A 12,327-nucleotide genomic window follows, 5' to 3' on the forward strand; every position below is an offset into this window, starting at 1 on the left:
ATGATTGAGTGCCGCGATGCTGCGTTAGCGTGGTTATCCCATCATGGGAGACAAAATCACGAAGGCACCGACATAGATGGCTATCGCGATAACGACCAATACGACCAGCGTGATCCCGGCGACGACTGCGATGCGCTTGAGCCGGCGCGTCCGCACTGTTTCGGTCGTGTCAGGCCCGTTCATAGCAGGTGGAATACCCGGCGGGAATCGTGACTAACCGGCTCGATCACGCGGCCGAAGACGAGCTGCGAAGCGGAAGTAGTGTCAGTCAAACATTGCCGGGAGACCATATGACCGATGCGCGATTGCACGGGAGCAAGCGCCAGCGCGGCCACCGCGCCGTCGAGGTACACGTTGCTGCACGCCTGGAAAACCTGGCGATGCTGCGCACCCTGGTCGGTGCCATCGGCACCTTCGAGGATCTCGATTTCGACGCCGTGGCGGACCTGCGGCTCGCGGTCGACGAAGTGTGCACCCGGTTGATCCGATCGGCCACCCCCGATGCCACGCTCGTCGTATTGGTCGACCCGCTCGACGACGAATTGATAGTGGAGGCGTCCGCCGCGTGCGACACTCACGACGTGGTGTCGCCCGGCAGCTTCAGCTGGCACGTGCTGACCTCGTTGGCCGACGATGTCCAGACTTTCCATGACGGTCGCGAACCCAGTGAAGCCGGCAGCGTTTTCGGTATCGCGCTGACGGCGCGAAAGGCGGCCGCCACCCGGTGACGGCCCGAGATGCCGGCGGTTCGGATACGCGCCCGAACGAATACGCCGATGTTCCGGACATGTTCCGGGAATTGGCTACTTTTCCCGCCGACTCCATGGAATTCCAGCGCCAGCGCGACAAGATCGTCGAGCGCTGCCTGCCGCTGGCCGACCACATCGCCCGCCGGTTCGAGGGACGGGGCGAACCGCGCGACGACCTGGTTCAGGTCGCGCGGGTCGGACTGGTCAACGCGGTGGTCCGCTTCGACATCGACGCCGGGTCGGACTTCGTCTCGTTCGCGGTGCCGACGATCATGGGCGAGGTCCGTCGGCACTTCCGTGACAACAGCTGGTCGGTCAAGGTTCCACGGCGGCTGAAGGAACTGCACCTGCGGCTGGGCACCGCCACCGCCGATCTGTCCCAGCGGCTCGGCCGGGCCCCGACCGCGACCGAACTGGCAGGCGAACTGGGCATGGACCGCGGCGAAGTCATCGAGGGCTTGGTGGCGGGCAGCTCCTACAACACCTTGTCCATCGACAGCGGCGGCGGCAGCGACGACGACGACGCCCGCGCGATCGCCGACACCCTGGGCGACGTGGATACCGGTCTGGATCAGATCGAGAACCGCGAATCGCTGCGCCCGCTGCTCGAGGCGCTGCCCGAGCGGGAGCGAACGGTGTTGGTGCTGCGCTTCTTCGAATCGATGACCCAGACGCAAATCGCCGACCGGGTCGGCATCTCACAGATGCACGTGTCTCGGCTGTTATCTAAATCGCTAACCCGACTGCGGGACCAGTTGCGGTAGCGGCCCAGGCCGACCGCAGCAGCGGCTCGTCGGCGGGCGACGTCACCGGCAGCGTGCCGTCGGGGTCGCAGACACGCAGCAACCGCGAGACCGCCGCTCCCGTCACCATCGCCCAGGACATCTGGGCGGCCGAGCACACCACGTTGATCCGATGCAGCGCCGAAAAACCCGCTGTACCAATGAATTCCAGTCCGCGCAGGTCCACTATCACCCGCCGGGAACGGCTGGCGCTGCGCCGCACATACTCGGTGAGCTGATCGGAGTTGGCGGCATCGAGCTCACCGTCGACGGTGATCACCGTGCCGCCCGGCTCCCGGCGCGCGCTGAATTGGGCTGTGCGACTCTGTTGCCAAGATTGGGTCACAGGCATTGCGTACTCCCTCACTACCGGAGGATTCGTGCTGTGGAATACGCCAGCCACGCGTCATAAAACGCTTGGGGCAGGGAATTCGCCTACGCCGACGTCAGCGACGTATTCCAGGTGGCTGTGAACTCAACCTGTCCCGAACCCTACCCGTGCCCGGGCAGGCCGACAACGTTTCGCGGGTTTTGCTGGTCGGGCCCCTACTTGATCTCGGCGAGCACCGTGCCCTGGGTGATGGCGGCGCCGGCCTCGACCGCGAGGCCGGTGATGGTGCCGTCCTTGTGCGCGGTGACCGGGTTCTCCATCTTCATCGCTTCGAGGACCACGACCAGGTCGCCGGCGGCGACCTCCTGGCCCTCCTCGACCGCGACCTTCACGACGGTGCCCTGCATGGGTGCGGTGACCGCGTCACCCGAGGCCGCCGCGCCGGAATGCGAACCGCGCTTGCGGGGCTTCGGCTTTTTGCGGATGGCGCCGACGGCGTCGGTGGTGGCGCCGTTGGACAGCGCCAGGTCCGCCGGCAACGAGACCTCGAGCCGCCGCCCGCCGACCTCGACCACCACTTTCTGGCGCGGCCGCGCGTCCTCGTCGTCCAGCGGCTCGCCGCCGGCGAAGGGCTCGACGGTGTTGTTCCACTCGGTCTCGATCCAGCGGGTGTGCACCGAGAAGCCGTCTTCGTCGCCGATGAACGCCGGGTCGGACACCACGGCGCGGTGGAACGGGATCACCGTGGCGAGGCCTTCGACCTCGAACTCGTCCAGCGCGCGCCGCGCCCGCGCCAGCGCCTCGTTGCGGTCGGCGCCGTAGACGATCAGCTTGGCCAGCATCGAGTCGAACTGCCCGCCGATCACCGAGCCGGTCTCGACGCCGGAGTCCAGCCGCACACCCGGACCGGTGGGCGGGTGGAACTTGTTCACCGGGCCGGGGGCCGGCAGGAAGTTGCGTCCCGCGTCCTCGCCATTGATGCGGAATTCGATGGCGTGCCCGCGCGGCGTGGGGTCCTCGGTGAGCTCCAGCCTGTCGCCGTTGGCGATCTTGAACTGCTGGCGCACCAGGTCGATGCCGGCGGTCTCCTCGGTGACCGGGTGCTCGACCTGCAGGCGGGTGTTGACCTCCAGGAACGAGATCAGCCCGTCCTGGCCGACCAAGTATTCGACGGTTCCGGCGCCGTAGTAGTGGGCCTCTTTGCAGATCCGCTTGGCGGATTCGTGGATCTCCTTGCGCTGGGCGTCGGTCAGGAACGGCGCGGGCGCTTCCTCGACCAGCTTCTGGAAGCGGCGTTGCAGCGAGCAGTCGCGGGTGCCGGCGACGACGACGTTGCCGTGCTGGTCGGCGATCACCTGCGCCTCGACGTGGCGCGGCTTGTCCAGGTAGCGCTCGACGAAGCATTCGCCGCGGCCGAACGCCGAAACCGCTTCGCGCACAGCCGATTCGTACAGCTCGGGAATCTCCTCGATGGTGCGGGCTACCTTCATGCCCTTGCCGCCGCCGCCGAAGGCCGCCTTGATCGCGATCGGCACGCCGTACTCCTTGGCGAAGGCCACCACCTCGTCGGCGTCCTTGACCGGGTCGGGGGTGCCGGGAACCAGCGGCGCCTGCGCGCGGGCGGCGATGTGGCGGGCGGTGACCTTGTCGCCGAGGTCGCGGATGGACTGCGGGCTGGGGCCGATCCAGATCAGGCCGGCGTCGATGACCGCCTGGGCGAAGTCGGCGTTCTCCGACAGGAAGCCGTAGCCGGGGTGGATGGCGTTGGCGCCGGACTTCTCGGCCGCGTCGAGGATCTTGCCGAAGTCCAGGTAGGACTCCGCCGACGTCTGACCGCCCAGGGCGAACGCCTCGTCGGCCAGGCGCACGTGCGGCGCGTCGGCGTCGGGCTCGGCGTACACCGCCACGCTGGGCAGGCCCGCGTCGCGGGCCGCGCGGATCACCCGGACAGCGATCTCGCCACGGTTGGCGACGAGCACCTTGGCGATCCTCGAGCTGGCGTGATTGGCCACTTCGCCTCCTGTTTGGCTGGACGTCTCTTTGTCTAAGAGAATTTCTTACAAGTCTTGTCCGGGGAAGTTTATGCGCCGCGCCGTGGGCGCTGATACCCGGTCTCCGATCCGTTTGAAGATCACGTTTGCGATCACGCCGCCTCGCGCAGCCGCCGTTTGATGCGGGCCAGCATCGCCGACATGCCGCGCAACCGCAGCGGGCTGATCAGAGCGGCCAGACCCAGCTCGGCGTAGAAATCCTCGGGTACCGCGAGGATGTCGGCGGCGGGTTGTTCGTCGAGCCCGGCGGCCAGGATCGAGGCAAACCCGCGGGTCGTCGGCGCCTCGGCGGGCGCGCTGAAGTACAGCCGCACCCGATCTGGGTCGTGCGCGTCGACATGCAAAAACAGCGGTGACTGGCACTCGGGGACCGGCTCCATGGCCGCTTGTTCCATGTCGGCGGGCAGCTCCGGCAGGTCGTTGGCGAATTCGAGCAGCAACGTCAGTTTGTCCTGGCCCTGCACTTCGGCGAAGTCGGACACCACCTCGGCCAGCGGCGCGGGCAGACTCATCAGACCGGCACGGCTCCCGGTTCCTCGCCGGCGACGATCGGCACCCGCACGGTGTTGCCCCACTCGGTCCACGACCCGTCGTAATTGCGCACCCCGGGCTTGCCCAGCAAATGCGTGAGCACGAACCAGGTGTGGCTGGACCGCTCGCCGATGCGGCAGTAGACGATGGTTTTGTCGTCCGGCTGCACAAAGCCGTACAACTCTTCCAGCTCTTCGCGGCTGCGGAAGCGGCCACTCTCGTCGGCCGCCTTGCCCCACGGGATCGATCGTGCGGTGGGGATGTGGCCGGCGCGCAGCGCGCCCTCTTCGGGGTAGTCGGGCATGTGGGTGCGCTTGCCGGTGTACTCGTCGGGTGAGCGCACGTCGATCAGCGGCTGGCTGCCGAGGTTGGCCAGCACGTCGTCCTTGAACGCGCGGATCGGCGCGTCGTTGCGCTGCACGACGGGATAGCCCGACGAGGTCTTGGTGGGGACCTCGAGCGTCATGTCCCGGCGATCGGACAGCCATAGGTCGCGCCCGCCGTTGAGCAGCCGCACGTCGGGGTGGCCGAACAACGTGAACACCCACAGCGCGTAGGCCGCCCACCAGTTGCTCTTGTCGCCGTAGATCACCACGGTGTCGTCGCGGGCGATGCCCTTGCGGTCCATCAGCTCGGCGAACTGCTCGCCGTTGATGTAGTCGCGGACGCGCGGATCGTTGAGGTCGGTGTGCCAGTCGACCTTCACCGCACCCGGAATGTGGCCGACGTCGTAGAGCAGGACGTCCTCGTCGGACTCGACGATCGCCAGGCCCGGGGAGCCCATGTTGGCGGACAGCCAGTCGGCGGTGACCAGCCGTTCAGGGTGGGCGTAGGCCGACAGCGTGGGGCTCGGATCAGGGGGTAGCGGCACAACCTCGAGCCTACCGCCAGGAATAAAAGCGGGGCCTTGACCCGTGAGTCTCGATTAAACTTGCGCCTAACAAATAACACCCGAGGGGCGAACTAGATGGAGATACTTGTCACGGGGGGCGCGGGCTTCCAGGGAAGTCATCTATCCGAATCGCTACTGGCGGGCGGGCATTGGGTCACTGTCCTGAATACATCGTCGAAGAGTGCCACCCGAAACACGAGTGACTTTCGTTCGCACGAGCGCGCCGCCTTTATTTCGGGTTCGGTGACCGATGGGGAAACGGTGCATCGCGCGGTGCGCGATCACCACGTCGTTTTTCATCTGGCCGCCAATATCAACGTCGACCAGTCCCTCGGCGAACCAGAGAGCTTTCTCGAAACCAACGTCATGGGTACTTACCGTGTGCTCGAGGCGGTCCGACGCTACAAGAACCGGCTGATCTACGTGTCAACCTGCGAAGTGTACGGCGACGGACACAATCTGCGGGAGGGCGAGCTTCTCGACGAGAGAGCGGAGCTGAAACCGAACAGCCCCTACGGCGCCTCCAAGGCGGCGGCCGATCGGTTGTGCTATTCCTACTACCGTTCCTATGGTCTTGACGTCACGATTGTTCGGCCCTTCAACATCTTTGGGGTGCGGCAGAAAACCGGGCGATTCGGCGCGCTGATTCCACGACTCGTCCGTCAGGCCATCAACGGCGAAAACCTCACGATCTTCGGCGACGGTTCGGCGACACGCGACTATCTGTACGTAAGCGACATCGTTCGTGCATACAACCTTGTGCTGCAAAACACCGCGCTTCGCGGACAGGCGATCAATTTCGCGAGCGGCAAAAACACGCGGGTGAAAGACATCGTCGAGTACATCGCCGAAAAGTTCGACGCCAAGATCGCATATCGCGAGGCACGCCCCGGTGAAGTCGCTAGTTTCCCGGCTAACATCGAGCTCGCAAAGAGCATCGGATTCAAGCCCGAAGTCGATATCTGGGAAGGCATCGACCGCTATATCCAATGGGCGAAGGATCAGCCGCAGTATGCCTACGAACACGACGGGTTCGGCGGCGTCTTGTCTTCCCGATGAGCCCCGTGATTGCGGGTCTGGAAAAAAGCGCATCTTGGCCCAGTTCACCGCAGTTAGGCTGGTAAAAGGCTGCATTCCACATGCGGCGGATGTTGTGGCGTATTCAGGGAGCGGGAAATTGACGTGAAAGGTCCGGCTGGGGTGTCGATGGGTGGCGGCGAGCGCGATCGCGAGTTCTTGACATCGCTGCGCGGGGATGTCGACGCGTGGAGCGCGCACGACGCGCTGGCGCAGTTGGTTGCGATGTTCGGCGGAGTTTTCCCGCGGCACGGCAATCTGGCCGACCGGTTGGCTTACCTGGACGAGTTCAGCGAGGTATGGGATTACCGGAGCCGGACGCGGGCACGTTACGGGGAACAGGTGCGGTGCCAAGACGCCGGCGGCGGGGCACGGTGGATGATCCCCCGTCTCGACCTGCCCGACCGGCAACTGGACACGATCACGACGCTGGCGCGACGGCTGGGCCTTACAGATGAAACATGGCCCACTGAAACAAAATTCGACTACATGCTGGTGATCGGAACCGGACGTTACTCGAACATGCTCAGGGCCCGGTTGGCGCGGGACCTGGCTGCCGAGAACCGCGTCGGTCATGTCGTGCTGGCCGCTGCTTCTCGGCGGCTGTTGCCGTCCGAAGACGACGCGGTCGCGTCCTGCGCGCCAGGCGCGCGTTCCGAATTCGATTTGCTGGCGGCCGCCGCGGCCGACGCGTTTGGGGTGGATACTCGCGAAGCCGTACGGCATGGGCGTCAGCGGGGCGGCGACCCCCATCGAGGCCAGATGGTTTGGCGCTTCGGCGAAGACAGCAATGACCTCGGGCTGCCCATCACACTGATCGAGGCACCGTCGCCGGACCCCGACATCCGACGTGCCACCTCCGCGGATACCTTCACCTTTACGGCGCGGACCCTGGATATGGACCAATCGAGTTGTCTAATGGTGACCGGTCAGCCGTTCGTCCCCTATCAGCACTTTGACGCGCTGCGAACTCTGTCCCTGCCGTTCGAAATTCGCATTGAGACCGCGGGTTTCGGCATCGACCGCTACGAAGGACTGCACGACATGGACCTGCAGCATCCCGCCAAACTGTTGCAGGAGGTCCGCTCGACGATCCGGGCAGCCCGCGGTCTGCTGGAACGGGTCGAGGCTTGCCGACGAACAGCCCACGCGCCGCGCTGAGGTCGCCCAGGATCACTCGTCGGCGGTGATCGTGCACGGTGTGGCGGGCGGGTAGCTGCCCGATACCGCGCGCAGCCGCCCCGGCGGCGGCCAGGGCCGCAGCCCCATGTTGCCCAGATAGCGCAGGGGATTGACGTGTTCACGCCCAACCCGCATCTCGAAATGCAGATAACCGTCCGTCGATTGGCCTTCCGCACCGATGCTGCCGATCCGGCTTCCCGCACTTATCCGATCACCGCGCGCGATTTGTGTGTCGTCACCAGGCCGAAACACGTAGCGGATTTGGGTATCGCCGTTCGAGATGATCACTGAGTAAAACTGGCCGAAATCGCTTGCGCGGCAAACAGTTCCGGATATGACGGCGTAGATCGGGCTGCCGGGGTCAGCGGCGAAGTCGACGCCGGGATGGAAACCGTCCGCGCGGGGTCCGTATCCACGGCCAATCGCGCGTGGCTCGGCCTCGATCGGCAGCCGCGCCCCCGGCTCGATCCGATCGAAGTCGCCGCGCACTCGCCGCTGGTAGTCCGCTTTGAGGAGGCTGACCTCGTCGAGTGCATAGCCGAACAACAGGGATCGATCGTAGGCCACACCGAAGTTGTGCCGAAAATCCGGATCGAGCCGCAGGTAGTGTTTGACGCGCGAGATCCGTTCCTCCAACGTCGCCCAGCCGTTGTGCGTCAAGCGGATTCCGTCCAGCTGCCCTATCCGACCGTGCTCGGCGATGTTGGCCGGCCAGTGCGAATTGTGCATCAACTTGGGCCCCGCATACAGGCCCGGGTACCAACGCCAAAACGGCCCGCGCATCGCCTCGGCGGTACCCATCACCGGCACCATGTCCGGATATTCTGGATCATCCCAGCGGGAAACCATCGGACACATCAGCGCGGCTACGTCGTCCGGTGTGCGCGCAAGCACCTCACGGATGTCGACGTCGATCTGGAAAGTCCAGTCGGCGTCGACCATCACCATCCAGTCCGGGCGACAGAAATCGGCCATCCGGTACAGCAGCTCCAGCCCGGTGGATTCGGGGACCAGCCATGGTGTGGACGGTAGATCTGCCCGGGCGCGAACAACATTGGTGACCGCGGGGTGGTTCGCGAGAATCGCGGCGGTGTCGTCGGTGCTCCGGTCGTCGATCGCGTAGATGTCGTCGCTGAAGGTGGCCAGCGAGTCCAACGTATCGGGCAAGGTCTTCCCGGCATTGTGGGCACGCGTGACCGCCAGAATCCGCAATGTGTTCCCCTTTAAGCCGCGAGAACCGAAGTGTAGTAGCTGGGCTTGTCGGAGGGCGAGTCGCAATCGCCAGGCATCCCGATCAGGCCGTGATCGGCGAGCAGCTGCGCGGCCGTAGTCCCGGTCGACTGCCACCCGTGGTTAGCGAGATAGCCCGAGACCTCGTTGCGGGCCCCGAGATAGTTCAGCGAGCAGATGTCCAGATCGAATCCATGGTCGCGCCAGGTGCGAGTCGCACCGCGAATGATCTGTTGGACCCGCCCGGAGTCCAGCTCCGCCGACCCCACGAACGCCTCGATGGCCATCCGGCTTCCCGGCGCGCTGAGACCGGTGACGTTGTCCAGCAGGCGATCCTGAGCTTCAGGGGGGAGATAACCGAATAATCCTTCGGCGATCCAGGCGGTCGGTAACGCCGGGTCGAATCCGCTGCGCAGCAGCGCGACCGGCCAATCGTCCCGCAGGTCGGCCGGCACCATCCGCAGCTGCGCCGTGGGCTCGGCGCCCAGCCGTGCCAGCGTTTCGGCCTTGAACCGCAGCACGTCGGGCTGATCGATCTCGAACACCGCCATGCCCGGCGGCCACGGCAGTCGGTAGCCGCGCGCGTCGAGCCCAGACGCCAGGATCACCGCCTGCCGAATTCCGGTGGCCGTCGCGTCGGTAAGGAACTGATCGAAATAGCGAGTGCGGGCCACCAAATCGGTGGTCATTCGCTGCAGGCCCCAGCCCGCTTCAGGCTCGTCGACGTCGGACGCGCGGAGCTCTCCGGTGGCCCATTTGACCAGGAATTCGATACCCACCGCGCGGACCAACGGCTCGGCGAACGGGTCCTCGATCAACGGCTCGGGCGAATTGGTGGCCCTGGCGCGGCCCGCGGCCACCAGCGTCGCGGTCGCGCCGACATGGCTGGCCAGATCCCAGCTATCGCCGTCTTTGCGCATCACGATTCCGCCTTTCACGTGTGGGATCTCGGCGGCTGAGGGACGGCCGAGTTGCACACTTCGAATCTAGGAAGATTTGGCCCGGCGGAACTCCGCCGATCGGCCCGCAATGGTGATGAACGCTTCGTCCCCCGATCGGGGGACGAAACTGGCGGGTTTGGCTACCGTGGCTGGTCGGTCAGGGTCCCGCTGATGAAGATCGTGTCGTCGTCTCCAGCAGGCGCATCGAGGCCGCTGCGCCGGAACAGTTCGGCGAGCGGCACGCCTTCGAGCTGCCAGCCCAAGGCGGTGAGGTAGTCGAGGACGTGGTTGCGTTCGCCGGGGTAGATCAATGAAGCCAAGTCGACGTCGACGCCGTGGTCGCGGAATGGGTTGGATATGGTCCGCGCTCGCTCGGTGCCGAAATCCACGATACTGGAAACGAATTCGGTGGCTGCCATGCTCCCGGGCGCGCTGAGCGCGGTGATGTCGTCGAACAGCCGATCCTGGGCCTGCGGCTTTAGATAAATCAGTAACCCCTCGACCAGCCACGCCGTCGGTGCTGACGAGTCAAAGCCGGCGGCTTGCAACGGCGTGACCCAGTCCGCGCGCAGGTCGATGGGCACGGCGCGCCGAGTGGCGGTGGGCTCGGCGCTCAGGTCGGCCAAGGTCGTCGTCTTGAACTCCATCACCTGTGGTTGGTCGACCTCGTACACCACCGTCCCGGTCGGCCACGGCAGACGGTAGGCGCGGGTGTCCAACCCGGAAGCGAGGATCGCCACTTGCCGAATACCCCCATCGGTGGCGTTGAGGACGTATTCGTCAAAGTACTTCGTGCGGACCGCGTTTCCGTCGACCATCGCCTGCGCCACGGTCGGTGAGGCGTCCGCGATCGCCGACATGCCGAGTTCGCCGTCCATCAGCTTGGTGAAGAAATCCAGGCCCACCGCACGGACCAGAGGTTCGGCGAACGGATCGTTGATCAAGCCGCGCGGATCCTTGGTGGCCAGCGCGCGCCCGGCCGCGACAATGGTGGCGGTGACGCCGACGCCGGACGCCAGGTCCCAGCTGTCGTCGTCGGTGCGGGACATCAGCTCACCCTAGCGCCGCGCAATTCTGCGGTGCGGTGTTATTGGCGTCGGAACAGGCGCCCGTGCTGGCTGCAGAACCAGGCGATGTTGCCGTCCGGACCGCGGACGAAGTTGGATCGACTGCCGGTGGGCTTGCCGTCGGGTCCGAGGTCGATCCCGTAGTCGGGCCGGTAAAGGGCCAGGCCCAGTTCGGCGCTGCTTGGGCCGTCCGCGTTGGCGTCGACGGTGTCGATGGTGCCGGCGAGCCGGCCGTCGCTTGCCCGGAAGTCGATCACCGTTTGCTCGACGACGCCGCCTTGGGAGACCTGCTCGGCGATGTAGCGGCCCTGGTAGGGCCGCAGGTCGTCGGCGCCGAGATGTTGCGGTACTGCAGGCAGATTGGTGACCCCGGCGAATCTGTGCAACGCCCAGTCGCAGGCGAAAAGGTCGTTGATCAGATGAAATCCGCCATCGGAATTGGTGAGGACGGTCATGGCGAAGTTGCGATCGGGCACCATCACGAAACCGGACCGTTGCCCCTTCCAGGTGCCCCCGTGCTCGACGATATTCACATTCTGCGCGGAGGGCCGCAGCATCCAGGTCACGCCCATCCCGGTCAGCTCGACGAACAGTGTTCCACCCGCCCCCGGGTTCGAACGCATCGCCTCCAGCGACTGTCGGCTCAGAATCTGCTCGCCGTTAGGCGCCCTGCCGTCGCCGAGGTGGAACTGTGCGTAGCGCAGCTGATCTCGCGCCGTGGACATCAACCCACCGGTGGGGTTGCAGCTGCGCGGGAATGCCCAAAAGTCGGTATCGACCAGGGGTTTGCCGTCGACCACCTGGTGAGGTGCCGCCACGTTCAGACCGATTATCTGGTCGGAAAAGTAGCGGGTGTGAGCCAGCTGCAGCGGGTCGAGCACCAGTTTGTGCATCGCAGACTCGTAGGTTGTTCCGGTGACAAGCTCGATGATGCGGCCCGCCACCACAAGACCCGAATTGTTGTACGCGAATGCGGTTCCCGGAGGAGTCAGCTGCGGTAACCGTGTCATCGAGTTGACGTAGCGCGCCACCGCGTCATCGCCGCGCCCGAAGTCCTGCCCATTGCGACCATCCCAGCCTGCAGTGTGGTTGAGCAGTTGGCGCACGGTCACGACGGCGCTGGCCGACTCGTCGGCCACCGCGAAGTCGGGGATGAAGCGGCGCACGGGCGAATCCAGGTCTACCTCGCCCCGCTCGACCAGCCGCATCATCGCGGTTCCTGTGAAAGTCTTTGTGGTAGAACCGATTCGGAAGACGGTGTCGCCGTCGACAGGCAACGGATGGTCGACGTTGGTGACCCCGTAGCCCTGGACGTATTCTTGGCCGCCGGCCCACACGGCAACCGCGACCCCCGGAATCGCATAGGCCTTCATGCCCGCGGTGATCTTGGCATCGAGCTCGTCGAACGCTACGCCAAGGTCTGTGCGGTTAACGGTTTCACCCACGGCAGCGGCGATTGCGTGCGGCAGCCGACCTGGCGCTCGCACGCGTACG

Annotated in this window: 12 protein-coding genes; 4 read left to right on the top strand and 8 right to left on the bottom strand. The window is 65.5% G+C overall.

Annotated elements, in window-relative coordinates; genetic code table 11:
* Positions 1-290 precede the first annotated feature (290 nt).
* Together A5744_RS00560 and A5744_RS00565 are read left to right on the top strand one after the other, a co-directional pair.
* On the top strand, positions 291-728 hold the full coding sequence (locus A5744_RS00560) for an anti-sigma factor (protein WP_076057729.1): 438 nt from the start codon (positions 291-293) through the stop codon (positions 726-728).
* Complete coding sequence (locus A5744_RS00565) at positions 725-1,513, top strand: RNA polymerase sigma factor SigF (RefSeq protein WP_076057661.1); 789 nt, start codon at positions 725-727, stop codon at positions 1,511-1,513. The genes A5744_RS00560 and A5744_RS00565 overlap by 4 nt, the downstream gene beginning before the upstream one ends.
* Here A5744_RS00565 and A5744_RS00570 read toward each other — a convergent pair.
* The 4 genes from A5744_RS00570 to A5744_RS00585 all read right to left on the bottom strand — a co-directional run bounded on the left by A5744_RS00570 (position 1,476) and on the right by A5744_RS00585 (position 5,315).
* Entirely contained in the window at positions 1,476-1,883 is a 408-nt protein-coding gene (locus tag A5744_RS00570; RefSeq protein ID WP_076057662.1) for an STAS domain-containing protein, read from the bottom strand. The two genes, A5744_RS00565 and A5744_RS00570, sit on opposite strands and share 38 nt — an antisense overlap.
* Before the next feature lie 194 nt (positions 1,884-2,077).
* Positions 2,078-3,874, bottom strand: coding sequence for an acetyl/propionyl/methylcrotonyl-CoA carboxylase subunit alpha (locus tag A5744_RS00575; protein ID WP_076057663.1), 1,797 nt, complete (start codon positions 3,872-3,874; stop codon positions 2,078-2,080).
* 131 nt (positions 3,875-4,005) lie between these two features.
* Complete coding sequence (locus A5744_RS00580; protein ID WP_076057664.1) at positions 4,006-4,425, bottom strand: SufE family protein; 420 nt, start codon at positions 4,423-4,425, stop codon at positions 4,006-4,008.
* Entirely contained in the window at positions 4,425-5,315 is an 891-nt protein-coding gene (locus tag A5744_RS00585) for a sulfurtransferase (RefSeq protein WP_076057665.1), read from the bottom strand. The genes A5744_RS00580 and A5744_RS00585 overlap by 1 nt, the downstream gene beginning before the upstream one ends.
* Positions 5,316-5,411: 96 nt before the next feature.
* Between A5744_RS00585 and A5744_RS00590 the strand changes: the two genes are divergently transcribed.
* Entirely contained in the window at positions 5,412-6,395 is a 984-nt protein-coding gene (locus A5744_RS00590) for an NAD-dependent epimerase/dehydratase family protein (RefSeq protein WP_076057666.1), read from the top strand.
* A gap of 147 nt (positions 6,396-6,542) precedes the next feature.
* A complete protein-coding gene (locus A5744_RS00595) occupies positions 6,543-7,574 on the top strand; it encodes a hypothetical protein (RefSeq protein WP_240562921.1) in 1,032 nt (343 codons plus the stop codon).
* 12 nt (positions 7,575-7,586) lie between these two features.
* On the opposite strand, the gene A5744_RS00600 is transcribed toward A5744_RS00595, so the two are convergent.
* The 4 genes from A5744_RS00600 to A5744_RS00615 all read right to left on the bottom strand — a co-directional run bounded on the left by A5744_RS00600 (position 7,587) and on the right by A5744_RS00615 (position 12,320).
* Positions 7,587-8,807 (bottom strand): peptidoglycan DD-metalloendopeptidase family protein, encoded by a 1,221-nt coding sequence (locus A5744_RS00600; protein WP_076057668.1) that lies wholly within the window; start codon positions 8,805-8,807, stop codon positions 7,587-7,589.
* A gap of 11 nt (positions 8,808-8,818) precedes the next feature.
* The gene (locus A5744_RS00605) at positions 8,819-9,748 is read right to left on the bottom strand and encodes a class I SAM-dependent methyltransferase (protein ID WP_076057730.1); all 930 of its coding nucleotides are present in this window, start codon (positions 9,746-9,748) and stop codon (positions 8,819-8,821) included.
* Positions 9,749-9,906: 158 nt separating this feature from the next.
* Positions 9,907-10,815, bottom strand: coding sequence for a class I SAM-dependent methyltransferase (locus tag A5744_RS00610; protein WP_076057669.1), 909 nt, complete (start codon positions 10,813-10,815; stop codon positions 9,907-9,909).
* Positions 10,816-10,853: 38 nt separating this feature from the next.
* A complete protein-coding gene (locus A5744_RS00615) occupies positions 10,854-12,320 on the bottom strand; it encodes a serine hydrolase domain-containing protein (RefSeq protein ID WP_076057670.1) in 1,467 nt (488 codons plus the stop codon).
* Between the last annotated feature and the right edge of the window lie 7 nt (positions 12,321-12,327).

The organism is Mycobacterium sp. IS-1264 (assembly GCF_001954195.1).
GTDB lineage: Bacteria > Actinomycetota > Actinomycetes > Mycobacteriales > Mycobacteriaceae > Mycobacterium.